Annotated in this window: 16 protein-coding genes; 10 read left to right on the forward strand and 6 right to left on the reverse strand. The window is 64.0% G+C overall.

The window, feature by feature from the left end:
- Positions 1-19: 19 nt before the first annotated feature.
- The 4 genes from V1290_RS00405 (at position 20) to V1290_RS00420 (ending at position 3,762) form a co-directional block, all read left to right on the forward strand.
- Complete coding sequence (locus V1290_RS00405) at positions 20-1,762, forward strand: ArnT family glycosyltransferase (RefSeq protein ID WP_334362456.1); 1,743 nt, start codon at positions 20-22, stop codon at positions 1,760-1,762.
- 1 nt (position 1,763) lies between these two features.
- On the forward strand, positions 1,764-2,609 hold the full coding sequence (locus tag V1290_RS00410) for a phosphatase PAP2 family protein (protein ID WP_334362457.1): 846 nt from the start codon (positions 1,764-1,766) through the stop codon (positions 2,607-2,609).
- Positions 2,610-2,680: 71 nt separating this feature from the next.
- Positions 2,681-3,424 carry a glycosyltransferase family 2 protein gene (locus V1290_RS00415; protein ID WP_334362458.1) on the forward strand — a complete coding sequence of 248 codons (744 nt, stop codon included), beginning with the start codon at positions 2,681-2,683 and terminating at the stop codon, positions 3,422-3,424.
- Positions 3,424-3,762 (forward strand): lipid-A-disaccharide synthase N-terminal domain-containing protein, encoded by a 339-nt coding sequence (locus V1290_RS00420; protein WP_334362459.1) that lies wholly within the window; start codon positions 3,424-3,426, stop codon positions 3,760-3,762. Before V1290_RS00415 ends, V1290_RS00420 begins: the two co-directional genes overlap by 1 nt.
- A 3-nt stretch (positions 3,763-3,765) precedes the next feature.
- Here V1290_RS00420 and V1290_RS00425 read toward each other — a convergent pair whose 3' ends face one another.
- Positions 3,766-5,451, reverse strand: coding sequence for a Na/Pi cotransporter family protein (locus tag V1290_RS00425; protein ID WP_334362460.1), 1,686 nt, complete (start codon positions 5,449-5,451; stop codon positions 3,766-3,768).
- A gap of 269 nt (positions 5,452-5,720) precedes the next feature.
- Between V1290_RS00425 and V1290_RS00430 the strand changes: the two genes are divergently transcribed.
- Together V1290_RS00430 and V1290_RS00435 are read left to right on the forward strand one after the other, a co-directional pair.
- Entirely contained in the window at positions 5,721-5,966 is a 246-nt protein-coding gene (locus tag V1290_RS00430; RefSeq protein ID WP_028346170.1) for a PilZ domain-containing protein, read from the forward strand.
- Between the two features lie 171 nt (positions 5,967-6,137).
- Entirely contained in the window at positions 6,138-6,965 is an 828-nt protein-coding gene (locus tag V1290_RS00435; protein ID WP_334362461.1) for a tetratricopeptide repeat protein, read from the forward strand.
- A 159-nt stretch (positions 6,966-7,124) separates the two neighbouring features.
- Here V1290_RS00435 and V1290_RS00440 read toward each other — a convergent pair whose 3' ends face one another.
- The 5 genes from V1290_RS00440 to V1290_RS00460 all read right to left on the reverse strand — a co-directional run bounded on the left by V1290_RS00440 (position 7,125) and on the right by V1290_RS00460 (position 12,365).
- Positions 7,125-8,408, reverse strand: coding sequence for an AAA family ATPase (locus V1290_RS00440; protein WP_334362462.1), 1,284 nt, complete (start codon positions 8,406-8,408; stop codon positions 7,125-7,127).
- On the reverse strand, positions 8,405-9,145 hold the full coding sequence (locus tag V1290_RS00445; RefSeq protein WP_442895041.1) for a CpaD family pilus assembly protein: 741 nt from the start codon (positions 9,143-9,145) through the stop codon (positions 8,405-8,407). Before V1290_RS00445 ends, V1290_RS00440 begins: the two co-directional genes overlap by 4 nt.
- 43 nt (positions 9,146-9,188) lie before the next feature.
- Positions 9,189-10,649, reverse strand: coding sequence for a type II and III secretion system protein family protein (locus tag V1290_RS00450; RefSeq protein WP_334362464.1), 1,461 nt, complete (start codon positions 10,647-10,649; stop codon positions 9,189-9,191).
- Between the two features lie 17 nt (positions 10,650-10,666).
- Complete coding sequence (gene cpaB, locus V1290_RS00455; RefSeq protein ID WP_334362465.1) at positions 10,667-11,458, reverse strand: Flp pilus assembly protein CpaB; 792 nt, start codon at positions 11,456-11,458, stop codon at positions 10,667-10,669.
- A gap of 280 nt (positions 11,459-11,738) precedes the next feature.
- Positions 11,739-12,365 (reverse strand): GntR family transcriptional regulator, encoded by a 627-nt coding sequence (locus V1290_RS00460; RefSeq protein ID WP_334362466.1) that lies wholly within the window; start codon positions 12,363-12,365, stop codon positions 11,739-11,741.
- A gap of 158 nt (positions 12,366-12,523) precedes the next feature.
- On the opposite strand from V1290_RS00460, the gene V1290_RS00465 reads away from it, so the two are divergent.
- From V1290_RS00465 to V1290_RS00480, 4 genes are read left to right on the forward strand one after another with little or no spacing between them, the layout of a single operon-like run.
- The gene (locus tag V1290_RS00465) at positions 12,524-13,324 is read left to right on the forward strand and encodes an enoyl-CoA hydratase/isomerase family protein (protein WP_334362467.1); all 801 of its coding nucleotides are present in this window, start codon (positions 12,524-12,526) and stop codon (positions 13,322-13,324) included.
- A 9-nt stretch (positions 13,325-13,333) separates the two neighbouring features.
- Positions 13,334-14,587 (forward strand): CaiB/BaiF CoA transferase family protein, encoded by a 1,254-nt coding sequence (locus V1290_RS00470; RefSeq protein ID WP_334362468.1) that lies wholly within the window; start codon positions 13,334-13,336, stop codon positions 14,585-14,587.
- Between the two features lie 50 nt (positions 14,588-14,637).
- Positions 14,638-15,630 (forward strand): Bug family tripartite tricarboxylate transporter substrate binding protein, encoded by a 993-nt coding sequence (locus V1290_RS00475; protein ID WP_334362469.1) that lies wholly within the window; start codon positions 14,638-14,640, stop codon positions 15,628-15,630.
- Between the two features lie 10 nt (positions 15,631-15,640).
- Complete coding sequence (locus tag V1290_RS00480; protein ID WP_334362470.1) at positions 15,641-16,123, forward strand: tripartite tricarboxylate transporter TctB family protein; 483 nt, start codon at positions 15,641-15,643, stop codon at positions 16,121-16,123.
- The last annotated feature ends 1 nt before the right edge of the window (position 16,124 follow it).

Below are 16,124 nucleotides of genomic sequence, written 5' to 3' on the forward strand. Positions count from 1 at the left end.
TTCATCGTATGCGAACAGCATGGTGGAAACCTTGCACCCCCCACGCTTTGGAGCGGGCCAACAGCCTGTAAAACCTGCGCATTCCGGCCGCAGGTTGGCCGTTGTGTTCGACTTCGCCACGGCGAGTCATTTTCGCGGCATCGTGTTTCTGGTGCTCTGCAGCATCGTGCTTTTCCTGCCCGGATTCTTCAACATTCCGGCAATCGACCGCGATGAGGCGCGCTTTGCGCAGGCGACCAAGCAGATGGTCGAAAGCGGCGATTTCGTCGACATCCGCTTCCAGGACGACGTCCGCTACAAGAAGCCGGTCGGAATCTACTGGCTGCAGGCCGCCGTGGTCGAAACCGCCTCGTCGCTCGGTCTGCCGCGCGCGCAGTTGCGCATCTGGCTTTACCGGATTCCCTCCCTGATCGGGGCCATCGGCGCGGTTCTCCTGACCTACTGGGCGGCGCTCGCCTTTGTTACGCGGCGCGGGGCCGCGCTGGCAGCACTGATGATGTGCAGTTCCGTCCTGCTCGGCGCCGAAGCGAGGCTAGCCAAAACCGATGCGATGCTGCTGTTGACCGTTGTCGCCGCGATGGGGGCAATGGCGCGGGTGTATCTGTCCTGGCAGCGTGGCGAGGATCCGGCGCGTCCGCCCTGGGCCCCGCCGGCGATCTTCTGGACGGCGCTGGCCGGCGGCATCCTGCTCAAGGGACCGCTGATCCTGATGTTCGTCGGGCTGACCATCCTGGCGCTCGCGATCCTCGACCGCTCGGCGGCATGGCTTTGGCGGCTGCGCCCGGTTTGGGGGCTGATGTGGACGCTGGTGCTGGTACTACCCTGGTTCGTTGCGATCTTCTGGCGCGCGGGCGAGGCATTCTTCTCCAATTCGCTCGGCGGCGACATGCTGAGCAAGCTCGGCGCTCAGGAGTCCCATGGCGCGCCGCCCGGCCTCTATCTGGTGCTGTTCTGGGTCACGTTCTGGCCGGGCGCGGCGCTGGCGGGAATGGCGGCGCCGGCGGTATGGCGCGCGCGGCGCGAGCCCGGCGCGCAATATCTTCTGGCGTGGCTGGTTCCGTCATGGATCGTGTTCGAACTGGTGCTGACCAAGCTGCCGCATTACGTGCTGCCGCTCTACCCGGCGGTTGCGATCCTCACCGCCGGCGCGCTGGAGCGCCGCGTGCTGTCGCGCTCCTGGCTGATGCGCGGTGCAGCCTGGTGGTTTGTCATTCCGGCCGGGGCATCCGTGATCGCCGTCATCGGCGCCATCAAGCTGACGCATTACCCGGCATTTCCGGCCTGGCCCTTCCTGGCGGCGGCGATGATTTTCGGCCTGATCGCGTGGTGGATGTTCGAGGACAGCCGCGCCGAGCGCTCGCTGCTGAATGCCGTGGTCGCGGCGATGTTTCTGGCGGTCGGAATCTACGGCATTGTCATGCCGTCGCTGACTGCCATGTTTCCAAGCGCCGAGATCGCGCGCGCGCTTCGCAACGTGGTCTGCGTCGGGCCGAAGGCGGCCGCCGCGGGCTTCCACGAGCCGAGCCTCGTCTTCATGACCGGTACCGGCACGCTGCTCACCGACGGATCCGGCGCGGCCGATTTCCTCGGGCAGGGCAGTTGCCGCTTCGCGCTGGTGGAATCGCGCACCGAACGCGCCTTCGTCCAGCGCGCCGAAGCGATCGGGCTGCGCTACAACGTGGCGACGCGGATCGAGGGCTATAACATCTCGCAGGGCAAGGCGATCTCGATCGCCATCTTCCGCTCGGAAGGCACGGAGTAAGATGGCTGCGAGCCCTTCTGTTGACGATTCCAAAAACTATCTAGCGCGTTTCTCCACGCTGACGTGGCTGTCATTGGCGCAGCTCGTGCGGTCGCCGTCGCATTCGCGGCGAGCCGAGGCCGCTCGCCGCGCGGCGCGTCACGTCTTGTGGATCTCGGCCGGTCTCGGCGCAGCGATCGTGGTGCTGATGTATGCGATCGACGCGTGGGAAATCGCCCAGATGCCAAAGCGCGGCACGCCCTCGCTGTGGTGGGTCCGCATTCTCACCGATTTCGGCAAGGACGAATATGTGTTGGCGGGGCTGGGAGGATTGTTGATCGCGGTCGCGATCACCGCACCGGCCCTGCATGGCATCCGCCGCTCATTGCTGCTCGGTCTCGGAACACGGCTGCAGTTCATCTTTTGCGCCGTCGCCGTGTCCAGTCTGGTTACCGAGGTGCTGAAGTACAGCATCGGTCGCGGTCGGCCATTTGTCGGCGGCGAGGCCAATGCTTTCCACTTCTCGCACTTCGCAGGCAATCCCGCTTATTTCAGCTTTCCTTCCGGCCACGCCACGACCGCCTTTGCGCTCGCGTTCGCCGTGTCGGTCATCTGGCCGAAGGCTCGCTTTGCGATGGCCGTCTACGCCCTCGTCATTGCGGCGACCCGTCTGGTGCTGGTCGCCCACCATCCGAGTGACGTGGTTGCCGGGGCCCTGGTCGGCATCGTCGGAGCGATGTTCGTGCGATACTGGTTTGCGGCCCGCCGGCTCGGATTTGTGATCCAGCGCGACGGCAGCATCGTGTCCCTTGCCGGGCCCTCGTCCGGGCGCCTCAAAAGGGTTGCCCGGGACGCTTTCGCCCCATAAAAGCGGACGCCGCCAGACGGCCCGATACGCCCGGTTCCGGGTCCTTCCAAACCAACCAGACGAGTGCCGATTTGACACCTGCCGACAGAGATGCGGTCGCCGTTTCAATCGTTGTACCGGTGCGCAACGAGGCGGACAACGTCGCGCCGCTGATTGCGGAAATGGTCAGCGCGCTCGGCAGCCGCTGGGCCTACGAGATCATCTATGTCAACGACGGTTCGACGGATGCGACCGCCGAGCGGCTGGCGGCGATGATGAAACAGTATCCGCAGCTTCGGCAACTGAAGCACGCCGCCTCGTCCGGGCAATCGGCCGCAGTGCGCAGCGGCGTGCGGGCTGCGCGCGGCGCCATCGTAGCGACGCTCGATGGCGATGGGCAAAACAATCCGGCGTTCCTGCCGGACCTGATTGCGGCCGTCGAAAAAGGCGACGGCCGCGTCGGTCTTGCGGCAGGCCAACGCGTCGGGCGCAAGGACACCGGCTTCAAGAAACTGCAGTCGCGGATCGCCAACGGCGTTCGCAACGCGATCCTGCGCGACGGTACCCGCGACACCGGTTGCGGGCTGAAGGCGTTCCCGCGCGAAGTGTTCCTCTCGATGCCCTATTTCGACGGGCTGCATCGGTTCCTGCCGGCGCTGGTGCGCCGCGAAGGTTTCGACATCGCTTACGTCGACGTGATCGACCGCCCGCGCCAATCCGGCGTGTCCAATTACGGCTTCTTTGACCGGTTATGGATCGGGATCATGGATCTTGCCGGCGTGTGGTGGCTGATCCGGCGCAAGAAGTCGACGCCCGTTGCGATCGAGGTTCGCTGATGCTGATTCAATTTGGCCAGGCGCTCGGCGACTATCTCTACGACGTGTTCGTCGCCAAGTTCGATTTCTGGCTGGCGTTCGGGCTGATCGCGCAATTGCTGTTCACCGCGCGGTTCCTGGTGCAGTGGATATCGAGCGAGCGGGCCGGACAGAGCGTGGTGCCGATGGCGTTCTGGTTCTTCTCGATGGGAGGCGGCATGATGACGCTGATCTACGGCATCGCCAAGCGCGAGCCCGTGATCATCATCGGCCAGTCGTTGGCCACGATCATCTATATCAGAAACATCATGCTGATCGTGAAGAACCGTGCCACCGCCTCGAAGACGCTCGATCGCTGACCGTCAGCGGCTCGGTGCCGCCGTGGGCAGCGCGAGCAATTCGCTTTCTGCGCTGCGATGGGCGGCGAGTTCGCCGGCGGCATCGAGCACGGGGTAGGCGACCGAGCAGATGTGCGAGTGGATGCGCCGGAGGTCGCGCAACACGTCGAGATGAAGCGACGTGGTCTCGATGGTTTCGGGCCGGCCTTCACGCAAGCGGTCGAGGTGCCGCTCGGTGGCGGCGAGCTCGGCATTGCGCAGCGCGGCCTTTTCGGCCAGCAGTTTTCGCGCTTCGTTGAGGTCACCCGACATGAAGACCCCGAACGCGATCCGCAGAGAATCCATCGTGCGCTTGTGGAAGGCGGAAAGCTCCTCCGCGCCCTCGGCCGAGAACTGGAAGCGGCGCTTGATCTTCTTGGTGGCCAGTTCGCTCAAATTCTTGTCGATGATGTCGCCGATATGTTCGAGGTTGATGGCGAAGGAGACGATCTCCATCGCCCGGTGTCCCTCGCGCTCGTCGAGACTGCCGCGGGTGAGCTTCGTGACATAGAGCTTGATCGCCTCGTCGAGGCTGTCGACGATGTTGTCCATCCGCGAGACCTCGTCGACCAGCGCGCGGTCGTTGGTCATCATCGCCGCCATCAACTTGCGCAGCATGATCTCGACGTGATCGCCCATATGCAGGGTTTCGCGGGCGGCATCCGCCAGCGCGAGGGAAGGGGTCTCGAGTGCGCTCTCGTCGAGATAGCGCGGACCTGTCGGGTCGGCTTCCTTGACGCGCTCGGGCAGCAACCTCTTCAACAGCCGCGCCATGCCGTCGAGCAGGCCAATGAAGAGAGCTGCGGTCGCAACGTTGAAGGCGATGTGGAACAGGGCGGTTGCCTTGGCTACATCCGGTTGCCACGCGATCAGAAGCTCCGCGATCGGCTGCAGGAACGGCGCCACCAGCAGCACGCCGACAAGCCGGTTGACGAGATTGCCGAGCGGAAGGCGATAGCTGGCGGGATTGTCGCGGCGCGCGCCCTCGACGATCGGATTGATGGCGCTGCCGAGATTGGCGCCGAGTACGAGCGCCAGCGCCGCAAAGGGGGTGATGAAATGCGCATAGGCCAGCGACATCACCAGCAGCACGCTGGCAACAGAGGAATGCACGAGCCAGGTCACGATCGCAGCGAACAGGATGCAGAGCACGGGATCGCCGGTGATGGCGTTCATGAATACGCGTACGCCCGGCGCGTTCTCCGCCGGCGCCAGCGTGTTGAGCAGGATGTGCAGCGCCAGCAGCATCAGGCCGAGCCCGATAAAGACGCGGCCGATGTCCTTGATGCGCGAGCGCGGCCCGGTGCGGAAGGCGACCAGACCAATGATGAACAGCACCGGCGCGACGGCGGCGATGTTGAACGACAGGATCTGCACGATCAGCGTGGTGCCGACGTTGGCACCGAGCATGATGGCGAGCGCAGGCACCAGGCTGACGAGCCCGTCCGACGTAAACGAACTCGTGATCAGCGCCGTCGCGGTGCTGCTCTGGAGCAGCGCGGTCAAGCCGAGGCCGGCGGCGAGGGCGGAGAAGCGGTTGCTCAGGGCCTTTGCCAATAACAGACGCAAGTTCGGCCCGAACGCGCGCAGGATTCCGCTGTGGACCATGTGCAAGCCCCACAGCAGCAATGCTACGCCGCCCATCAGGTCGAGAAGGACCAGGCTTCCCATGCGCGTCAGTTTCCGCCAAATCGAGTCGAGGGGTCAGGCTATCGCCTGACGAGGGGCGATCAACCCTTTAATTTGCCGAAAATTGCCGGGCACGGGCGCTGCTCGATCGTGGCTTGCCGGTGTTCGAAGGTTTTCGGCTCCGGATTCGGTAAACGGAATTCAAACGTATCAGTTACATTGCGAGCCGTCGCGCTAGGTCAATTCCAACAATTCTTCGGTAAAGCTGAGGGCACCTTCGGGTGAATCACTCCAGCAAGGCCAGGGTAGACATGTTAGCGAATCGCCGCAGAAGCGAACGACGTGCGTGCAGAAACTTTGCGAAAATACAGTTTGCGACCGGCGGATTGCCACGCGACTGCATGATTACAGACATGTCGGATGGCGGCGTGAAGATCATCGCCGAATATCCCGAAATTCCTCCCGAATTCACGGTGATCTTTTCGGAGGGAAGGCCGCGTCAGTGCAAGCTGGCTTGGCGGATCGGTTGCGAACTCGGCGCGCAATTCCTCGACTAGGCCGCTCGGTCGCCCCGCTGGTGCGGTCGGCCCGGAACGGGCCGGCAAGCGCATGCACGGCGCGAGGCGCCCGCAAAGGTCGCCAATTACCGCAAAAGCGGGCCAGCTTAACCGGAACTTAGGGTTAAGCTGTGAACACTTCTGGACAGTCGCCGCCGTGAGTCCCGCTACATGTTCCAGAAGTTGCCTCATCCGCTCCGCGTCACGCGGCTCCTTGCGTGCGCATCGACCCTGATCCTGGCGTTGGGGATTGGCGGCTGCCAGACCTCGGGACTGTCAGACATTACCGGTTCGATCGGCGAGAAGGCCGACACCGACCACGCCGCCGATCCGCGCCGCGATATCCAGCTTTACCAGGAACGCTATCGCGCCAATCCGAAGGATGCCGACGCGGCCCTGAAATACGGTAAAGCGCTTCGCGCGACAGGGCAGCGGTCGCAGGCGGTTGCGGTGCTCGAACAGGCCTCCATCGCCCATCCGGGCAATAAGCCGCTGCTCGCAACCTATGGCCGCGCGCTGGCGGATAACGGCAATTTCCAGCAGGCCTTCGACGTGCTCGGCCGCGCCCACAGCCCCGACGATCCCGATTGGCGGCTGCTGTCGGCGCAGGGAGCAACACTGGATCAACTCGGCCGATACGAGGAGGCGCGGCAATACTATGCGAGCGCGCTGAAAATCGTGCCCGACCATCCGTCGGTGCTGTCCAATCTCGGACTGTCCTACGTGCTTTCGAAGGATCTGCCCAGGGCCGAGGAGACGCTGCGCCGCGCCCACAGCCTGGCCGGGACCGATCCGCGGGTGCGCGCCAATCTTGCACTGGCGGTCGGCCTGCAGGGGCATTTTGCCGAGGCAGAAAAGATCGTGAAGGCCGATCTGCCGCCCGCCGAGGCGGCAGCCAACGTCGCGCAATTGAAGCGGATGCTGGCGCGAAAGGACAAGGAGAACGCGCGGGCCGAGGCCGACAAGATGCCGATCGCCGCGGCCCGACGCCTCGACTAGGCTGGAGCCTTTTCGGTTCTGATCGATTCAGAGCCAGCAGAGCCTGAATTCACCCCGGATCAAGTCCGGGGCAGGCTCCCGGATCAAGTCCGGGGCAGGCTTTCGCCCGAAAACGCGATCAGCGCCGCCGTCCGACGCCGCTGCGCCGTCATCCTTCGCTCACGCCCTGCGGGCCGTCGCGCCCTGCAGCTTCTTGATGATCGGTGCCAGGAACGAAATCCGCGACCGCTTGGTCACGGCATGACCCGTCATGCGCTGCGCGATCTGCAGGAACATCTGGGTGGTGCGATGCTTGGCGGCGATCTGCGCGATCATCTGGCCGTTGTTGGCGGCGGTGCCGAACATCTTCGAATCGAACGGAATGGCCGCAATCGGCTGGCTCTCGATTGCCTTGGCGAATTCGCGCGTGGATATCTCCGGACGCTTGTGCATGCCAACCTGGTTCAGGCAATAGAGCGGCGGGCGGTCATTGGGCCGCGCCGCCTTCAGCACGTTCAGCATGTTCTTGGTGTTGCGCATATTGGCGAGGTCAGGCTCGGCGACGATCAGAATGTCGTCTGCGCCGACCAGCGTGCGCTTGGTCCATGCCGACCATTGGTGGGGAACGTCGAGCACGATGCAGGGGGTCGTCATGCGCATCGTATCGAAGATCGCATCGAACGCGTCGGCGCCGAAATCGTAGACCTGGTCCAAGGTCGCCGGCGCCGCCAACAGGTTGAGGCGGTCGGTGCATTTCGCCAGCAGACGCTCCATGAAGGCGGAGTCCGGCCGTTCCTGCTGGAAGACGGCATTGGCAATGCCCTGAACCGGATCCTGATTGTAATCGAGGCCGGCGGTGCCGAAGGCAAGGTCGAGATCGATCACGACGGAATCGAGCGCGAGATCGCGCGCAATCGTCCAGGCCACGTTATGCGCGACGGTGGATGCACCGACGCCGCCCTTGGCGCCGACGACGGCGACGATGCGGCCGACGGCCACGGCCTCGGAGGCCGCGTACAGGCCGCATATTGCGCGCACGACATCGATGGGTTCGATCGGTCCGGTAACGTAGTCGCTGACGCCGCGCCGCACCAGTTCGCGATAGGGCGTGACATCGCTGGCGCTGCCGATCACGACGACGCGCGTTCCCGCGTCGCAGACGGTCGCGAGTTCATCGAGCCCTTCGAGGATATCGCTGCCGGGTTCGGTCTCCAGCAAGATCACGTTCGGCGTCGGCGCCGTGTGGTAAGCCTCGATGGCGGCGGCAATGCCGCCCATGTGAACTGAGAGGTGCGCCTTGCCGAGACGGCGGTCTTCGCTCGCCGCGCGCACCGCGGTTGCGATCGCCACACTGGCGCAAAAGGCCTGTACCGATACGCGCGGCGCCGGCGAGATGTATTCCTCGGGCTGCGCCGGCGTGTCGTCCAGTTGCTCGTCGGAGTTTTGAAAGACGCGGCTGATCATTTGCCTGTATCGCTGAGTTTGGCCTTCTCGGCTTCGGGATAGGTGGTCGCGGTCGATGCACCCTTGCGATATTTGTCAAAGGCGATATCGCGCCGCGGCGTGTAGGCGGCGGTCTCTGGACGCGGTTGCTCGAGGTCCGCCGGATTGTCGACCATCGCCGCGAGGTTGCGCTGGGTGGCGCAGCCGAAATTGTGGTAGGAGCGGTTTTCGTTATAGGCGACATTGTCGATGTTCGGCCCGAGGTCTTGCGGCCAGAGCCCGCACGGACCGGCCACCGCCTTGATCTTCGGATAGCTCAGCCTGATCGTCGGCAAGGTCCTGATATCGTCGGGGTGGTAGTGACGCCGCGTGATGGCGCGCGAGGGCACGCCGCCCGCCAACAGCACCGATCGGATTTCCTGATACGACGACGCGGCCGCGCGCGCGTTCGCCGTGTCGATCGGGACATCGGCGATGATTGCGCCGGTGCCTTCGCGCATCCAGGCCTGCGCCAGGCCCATGACGTCGGCGCGCTGCGGCCCCGAGAGGCCGCCGCGGCCTCGGCCGACGAACACGACGATCGAGTGGTCGGCTTCGGTTACGGCAATCGGATGACGGTGGCGGTAATCGTCAGATACGCTTGCGGTTGTCACGATTTCCGTGGACTGCCACGTGCAAGCGCCGAGTGTCGCCGAAAGGCCGAGAAGGGCGCCGAGCAGCCCCCCGGCCTTGACGCGATGGAGCGGTGTTCTGGTTATCATCGTTCTGTCCTCGTCCCCACGCGGTGAACAGTTCTGAAACTCAATCAATGATGAAGCCAAAGTTGCCCTGGACGCCGGCGACCGGATCGACGCGGGCGGCGAGGCCGTAGATGCGGTTGATGCGTCCGAGCAGCGTGGACTGGGAATCGGCAGCCGGCGCGAAGCCGTCATCGGGCCGCGACAGCTCTTTCTGCGCGACCGCGCGCACAACATACGGCGTCACGAGAACCATCAGTTCGGTCTGGTTGTTGACGAAGTCCTGGCTGCGGAACAGCGCGCCCAGAACCGGCAATTGATCAAGCCCGGGCAGGCCGTTGATGGCCTGCTTGGTCTGCTCCTGGATCAGGCCGGCCATCGCCACCGAGCCGCCGGACGGTACTTCCAGCGTGGTCTCTGCACGCCGGGTCTTGATCGAGGGAATGGTCGTTCCACCGGCACCGCCCGTCAGGGAGTTTTCCGTCGAGACTTCCGACACTTCCGTCATCACCCGCAGGCTGATCCGCCCCTCACTCAGGACTACCGGCGTGAAGTTGAGCGAGATGCCGAATTTCTTGAAGCTGACGGTCTGGACGCATTGTCCGATGGTGCCGCCCGTGGTCGTTTGGCAGGTCACGCCGGTCGGAATGGGAAATTCGCCGCCTGAGATAAACGTTGCGGATTCGCCGGAGATCGCTGTGAGATTGGGTTCGGCGAGCGTCCGCACGACACCGGCGGATTCCATCGCGCGAAGCGTCGCCCTGACCGACGGCGCCGAGCCAAATTGCCCGATAAGGCTATTGCCAGGGACGAGGGGCTGGTTGTTTGCCGTGAAGGGATTGTTATTGTTGAAGAGCACCGACGTGTTGCCAACATTCATGCTGGCGCTGAGATCGATGCCCATCTGTTTGATGATATCGCGCCGCACTTCCGCGACAGTGACCTTCAACATCACCTGGTCGCGGCCGCGAACGACGATCGAGTTGACGACCTTCTCGGATCCGCCGACCAGCCGTGCAGCGATCTCGCCGGCCTGTTGGGCTTCGACCGGGCTCGATACCGAGCCAGTCAGCAGTACGCTGTCGCCGACGCCCTCGATCTGAATCCCCGGCAACGACTGCCGCAGCGCGGCGCGCACGCCGTTGAGATCGCGTTTAATTGCGATGTCGTAGGACGCGATCTGCTGGCCATCGCCGTCGAAAAACACCACGTTGGTCTGGCCGACGGCGCCGCCGATGATGTAGGCGCGTTGCGGGGAGCGAATGACGGCATTGGCGATCTTCGGATCGGCCACCAGCACGTCTTTTACGTCGCGTGGCAGGTCGACGACCACCGACTTGCCGATGCCGAGCGAGAGGAAGCGCATCTTGACCGGGCCGATTGCGGACGTCGTGACCGGATCCTTCTCAGACTCGGCTGCGACCACGGGCAGCAGCGGCCCGAGCGTCAGCGCGGCGACAGCCGACAATAACAGGGTGCGCACCGCCACGGTTCGCATCGCTGACTGATTTTCCCCAAACTTCATATCGGGCGTCCTTTCGGTCACTTCTGTGCCGTCGTTTGATTGGCGACTCCGTAGCGAACCACGTTGACGCTCTCGTTTCGTTTTTGAGCCTCGGAACGGCCTTCGGCCGCGTTGACATCGGTGATACTGCGCAGCGCGAGCGACAGCGTGCCGCTCTGGCGCGCGCGCGCCAGAGTCTCGGCCTGCTCGGGCTTCAGTTCGAGTGTGGCGGTGCGGCCGACGAGGGAGTTGCTGCCCTCTTTTTCCTTTGGCGCCTGATCGATCGCCAGCACGCGGATGTTGGAGAGAATGATTTCCGATTGGGCGACGTCGGGTCCCTTGCTGTCCGGATTCTTTTCACGCTTGGAGAGGATGACGTCGACACGGTCGTTGGGCAGGATGAAGCCGCCGGCACCGGTTTCCGGCGAGATCTCGGTCGAGATCGCCCGCATGCCGGTCGGCAGGATGGCGGCCATGAAGCCGGAGCCGTTGGCTTTGACCAACTTCTGCTCGCGGATCGGCTCGCCCGCGAAGAATGGGCTGCGCGCGATCGAGCCTGCGATTTCCTTGATGGCTTCGGCCTTGCTGGCTCGGTTGATCAGATTGCTGCCGGCGGCCGCGGCAGGCCAGGCCTGCCATTGCAGGTCCTCGGGCTTGACCTGCTGGCCGAGCCCGATGTCGGACTTCGCGACCAGAATTTCCACCGTCGGCAACGGTGCGACAGGTTCGGCTACTGGTCGAGATGTTTCTTCCGTGCCACGGGCGAGATAGGCGGCAACACCGCCGGCACTCAATGCGATGGTCAGAACGACGACACGTGCGATGTTCATACGCTTTGCTACTCTTACGCAGGGACGTCCCAACTACACGGCAGATGGCGGCCATCCCCGGAGGTATGACTAGGCATCAAAGGTATAAGGGAACTTGAGGGTTGAATTATTTGGTCGATCGCACGGCGGGATTCGCCGTCATGGTGAACGGGTGGTTATCGTTTTGGGAAAACCGCTCCGCAAAACCCCGGGGTCGTCTCGGCGTGGGCGTAGCGACGGCCGAATGCGGGTAGAGATGGACGGGCGCTTCGGATGAGAATCAGCGTCAGGCTAGACGCTGCTATGATGCGCGAGCCTGATCTTGCGGCTCGGTCTCCGCGAAGCCAGCCTGCAAGACCTCCTCGCGCTTGTGGCGCAGATGCGCGCGCAGGATATGCGACAACCCCACGCCGTCGCGGCGTTGCAGTGCATTGAGGATCGCTTCGTGCTCCTGCACCGCCAGCGCCCAGCGGCGCGGTGTCATCGGCGTGACGTAGCGCGCACGCCGAATGCGGGCCGTGACGGATTCATATAGGCCTGACAGCACCGGGTTGCCGGCCGCGGCGATGATCGCCTCGTGGATGGTGCGGTTGCAGCGGTAGTATTGAAGAAGGTCGCGATCGCCGTAGTGCCGCACCATCGTGGCGTGGACGGCGGCGACCTCGGCGATATCGGCATCCGTGATGCGCTCACAGGCGAGCTCGCCAGCCAGGGCTTCCAGCCCCTGGCACACCTCGAACAGGTCGCGCATGTCCTTGTCGGTCAACGTGGCCGCGCGCGAGCCGCGGTTCGGCAGCAATTGAACCAGGCCCTCGGCGGCGAGCACCTTGAGGGCTTCGCGCAGCGGTGTGCGCGAGATCTGCAGCTTTTCACAGAGGTCGCGCTCGGGAATCCGCGCGCCCGGCGGGATCTCGCCATCGAGCAACATGGCGCGGACGCGGCCTACGACTTCCTCATGAAGCATCCCGTAAGATCCAATTTGCATGCAAAAGAGGTTATATCACCGGAATTATGCTAGTTCCAGCTTGATAAACCATATTTTTGCATTCAGAATTGATTAAGGTCGATTAAGAAAGGGCCGGCAGCATGGATCACGACGTGACTGTAGGGGAGGATGACCTCCTGTTTGCCCTCGATGACGGTATCGGCCGGATAACCTTCAACAGACCGCAGGCGCGCAACGCCTTCACCTTCGCGATGTACGAGCGGTTGGCTGCGATCTGCGAGCGCGCCAACCGCGACCATGGGATCAAGGTGCTGCTGCTGCGGGGTGCCGGCGACAAAGCGTTTGCCGCGGGCACCGACATCAACCAGTTCCGGGCCTTCAAGGCGCCGCAGGACGGGCTCGACTACGAGAACCGCATCGACCGCGTGCTCGGCATCCTCGAAACCTGCCGGGTGCCGACGATTGCCGCCATCAACGGCGCCTGCACCGGCGGCGGCGCGGGAATCGCGGCCTGCTGTGACCTCCGCATCGGCACCAGAAGCACGCGGATGGGGTTTCCGATCGCGCGCACGCTCGGCAACTGCCTGTCGATGTCGAATGTCGGCCGCATCACCGCGTTGATCGGCCCGGCGCGCGTCAAGGATCTGATCTTCACGGCACGGCTTGTCGAAGCCGAGGAGGCGGCCTCGGTGGGCCTGCTCAACGAGGTCGTCGATGATCTGGCCGCGCTCGACAGGCGCGCCGACAAGATCGCAAGGCTCGTTGCCGGCAACGCGCCGCTGACGCTGAGCGCGACCAAGCAGGCAGTCGCCCGGCTGCAGAAACGGCTGACGCACGAGGAGGGCGAGGACCTCATCCTGATGTGCTACACCAGCCAGGATTTCCGCGAAGGGCTCGACGCGTTTCTCACCAAGCGCGCGCCGCAATGGCGCGGCCAATAGGAGCCCTTAATGTCCCTTCAAAACGACACGACGCCGCGTTCGGGGCCGCTTGCCGGCCTCAAGGTCATCGATCTCACCCATGTGATGGCGGGACCGACCTGCACGCTGATGCTCGCCGACATGGGCGCCGATGTCATCAAGATCGAGAAATGGCCAAATGGCGACGACACGCGGCACTCGGTGCCACCGAAGATCGGCGACGAGGCAGCCTCCTTCCTGATGATGAACCGCAACAAGCGCGGTATCGTGCTCGACCTGAAGACCGCAGGCGGCAAGGAAGTGCTGCGGCGGCTGATCGCTGACGCCGACGTGCTGGTCGAGAATTTCGCGCCGGGCGCGATGGAGCGGTTAGGCTTCGGCTATGAGGAACTGCATCGGGATTTTCCGGCGCTGATCTATTGCTCGCTCTCTGGTTTTGGCCGAACCGGCCCGTACAAGCATCGCCGGGGCTTCGATCTGGTCGCCCAGGCGATGAGCGGCATCATGAGTTTCACGGGCGAACGGCTGGATGGTCCGCCGGTCAAATGCGGCCCGCCGCTGTCCGATATCACGGCCGGACTCCTCGCCAGCATGGGGATCCTGGCCGCCTATTCGCATCGGCTCAAGACCGGTGAAGGGCAGTGGGTGGAGACCTCGCTCTACGAGGCGGCGCTGGTTCAGACCTATTGGCAGTCGACGATTGCGCTCGCCAGCAACGTGGCGCCGCGCGCCATGGGCTCGGCCCATCCGCTCAACGCACCGTATCAGGCGTTCGAGGCATCCGATGGCTGGCTCGTGGTAGGCGGCGCCAACAAGAAGCACTGGCTATTGATGCTGGAAGCGCTTGGCGCGCTGGAACTGGCTTCCGACCCGCGCTTCGTCAACGGCTCCGACCGCATGGCGAATCTGAAGGAGCTCGAAGCCGAATTGAGCGGGCGTTTCCGCAAACAGACGCGGGCGCATTGGCTGGCGGCACTTGACGAGAAAGGCGTGCCCTGCGGCCCCGTGCACGACATGCTGGAAGCGTTGAGCGATCCGCAGACGCTCGCGCGCGAGATGGTGGTTGAGGTCGAACATTCGACCCTCGGACCGGTGAAGACGATCGGGCTGCCGGTCAAATTCTCGGCGACGCCCGGGAAGGTGCGTTCGGGCGCGCCTGTTTATGGCGAGCATACGCGCGAGGTGCTGCGCGAACATGGTTTTGATCCGGCGCAGATCGATGCGTTCGAGCGGGAGGGGGCGATCGTTGCCGCCTCGGCCGGCCGCAAGGAGCAGGTCGCCTGACGAGAAGACGAGAATACGAACGACAACAAGAAGCCTACCCGGAGGAAACCATGAAGATCACGTCAAAACTGCTGCTGTCCACGACGGCTTTCATGCTCGCGGGCGCGCTTCCGGCCATCGCGGCCTGGCAGCCGCAGAAGCCGATCGAGTTCGTCGCTACCGCGGGGCCGGGCGGCGGCACTGACAATCTTGCGCGCGCCGTCCAGAGCATCGTCACCAAATACAAACTGACCGACCAGCCGGTCGTGGTCGTCAACAAGGGCGGCGGCAGCGGGGCGGAAGGCTATGTCTACGGCAAGGCGTCCGCCGGCGATCCCTACAAGGTGATCTTCGGTACCTCGAACGCGTGGCAGCAACCGCTCGTCTCCAAGGTTGCCTTCAACTACACCGATCTCACCCCGATCGCCGCGATGGCGCAGGACGAGTTCCTGCTGTGGGTGAAACAGGACGCGCCCTACAAGACGGCGGGCGACTTTCTCAAGGCGGCGGCCGCGACCGAGTTCAAGATGGGCGGCGCGCAGTCCAAGGACACCGACGAGGTGCTGACGCGGATGATCGAGAAGGCGGCCCGCGTCAAATTCACCTACATCCCCTTCAAGAGCGGTGCTGAGGCTGCCGTGCAACTGGCCGGCGGCCATATCGATGCCCACGTCAACAATCCCTCCGAGAGCCTTGGGCAATGGCGCGGTAGCACCCAGCGCCCGCTCTGCGCGTTCAGCCCGAAGCGGTTGCCGCAGGGACCGAAGGTCACGACGTCAGAAGGCTGGAGCGACGTGCCGACCTGCGTCGAGCAGGGGCTTGCGATTTCGCAATATGAGCAGCCGCGCACGGTGTGGCTGCCCGGCAAGGTCAGCCCGGAGCAGGCGGCGTTCTACGTCGACCTATTGAAGAAGGTGCAGGCGACGCCCGAGTGGAAGGAATACATCGAAAGGACCTCGCAGGTTGATACCTTCCTGACCGGCGCTGCGCTCGACAATTTCATCAAGCAGGACCTCGAACATGTAAAGCAGGTCGCGGGCGAACAGGGCTGGCTGGTGAAGTAGGGCCGGACCGATGATATCACGACGCGCGCTCGAGATAGCCGCCGCGGCGCTGACCGGAATCTTTGGCGTCGTTGTCGTTGTTTCCAGCATCGACAACGGCATCGGCTGGTCGAGCGCCGGCGTCGACGCCGGTACGTTTCCGTTCCTAACCGGAATCATCATCGTGCTCGGCAGCCTTTACAACATAGGGCAGGGCGCCATGGGGCGCGGCACCCTCGCAGTGGTCAGGACAGCCATCACGCCATCCGAGTTGCGCCGCCTCGCGGGCTTGTTCGTTCCAGCCGCGATTTTCGTCGCCGTCATTCCAATGGTTGGAATGTATCTCGCCTCGGCGGGCTACGTTTTTGCGGTGCTGGCGTTGCCGAAACGACAATCGGTTTTGCGCGCGCTTGTCATCGCCGCGGCAACGCCGCTTGCGCTTTACGTCGTGTTCGAGCGCATGTTCCAGGTGTCGCTGCCGCACGGCGCGCTCGCCACAGCGTTCGGTTTCTGAA

The organism is Bradyrhizobium sp. AZCC 1578 (genome assembly GCF_036924675.1).
Classification (GTDB): Bacteria; Pseudomonadota; Alphaproteobacteria; order Rhizobiales; family Xanthobacteraceae; genus Bradyrhizobium.

Bases quoted from the DNA above. Each gene is read 5' to 3' on its own strand.
- V1290_RS00405 (WP_334362456.1), top strand. From the start codon at position 20: ATGGTGGAAACCTTGCACCCCCCACGCTTTGGAGCGGGCCAACAGCCT.
- V1290_RS00410 (WP_334362457.1), top strand. From the start codon at position 1,764: ATGGCTGCGAGCCCTTCTGTTGACGATTCCAAAAACTATCTAGCGCGT.
- V1290_RS00420 (WP_334362459.1), top strand. From the start codon at position 3,424: ATGCTGATTCAATTTGGCCAGGCGCTCGGCGACTATCTCTACGACGTG.
- V1290_RS00425 (WP_334362460.1), bottom strand. From the start codon at position 5,451: ATGGGAAGCCTGGTCCTTCTCGACCTGATGGGCGGCGTAGCATTGCTG.
- V1290_RS00430 (WP_028346170.1), top strand. From the start codon at position 5,721: ATGTTAGCGAATCGCCGCAGAAGCGAACGACGTGCGTGCAGAAACTTT.
- V1290_RS00435 (WP_334362461.1), top strand. From the start codon at position 6,138: ATGTTCCAGAAGTTGCCTCATCCGCTCCGCGTCACGCGGCTCCTTGCG.
- V1290_RS00440 (WP_334362462.1), bottom strand. From the start codon at position 8,408: ATGATCAGCCGCGTCTTTCAAAACTCCGACGAGCAACTGGACGACACG.
- V1290_RS00450 (WP_334362464.1), bottom strand. From the start codon at position 10,649: ATGAAGTTTGGGGAAAATCAGTCAGCGATGCGAACCGTGGCGGTGCGC.
- cpaB (WP_334362465.1), bottom strand. From the start codon at position 11,458: ATGAACATCGCACGTGTCGTCGTTCTGACCATCGCATTGAGTGCCGGC.
- V1290_RS00460 (WP_334362466.1), bottom strand. From the start codon at position 12,365: ATGTTGCTCGATGGCGAGATCCCGCCGGGCGCGCGGATTCCCGAGCGC.
- V1290_RS00465 (WP_334362467.1), top strand. From the start codon at position 12,524: ATGGATCACGACGTGACTGTAGGGGAGGATGACCTCCTGTTTGCCCTC.
- V1290_RS00470 (WP_334362468.1), top strand. From the start codon at position 13,334: ATGTCCCTTCAAAACGACACGACGCCGCGTTCGGGGCCGCTTGCCGGC.
- V1290_RS00475 (WP_334362469.1), top strand. From the start codon at position 14,638: ATGAAGATCACGTCAAAACTGCTGCTGTCCACGACGGCTTTCATGCTC.
- V1290_RS00480 (WP_334362470.1), top strand. From the start codon at position 15,641: ATGATATCACGACGCGCGCTCGAGATAGCCGCCGCGGCGCTGACCGGA.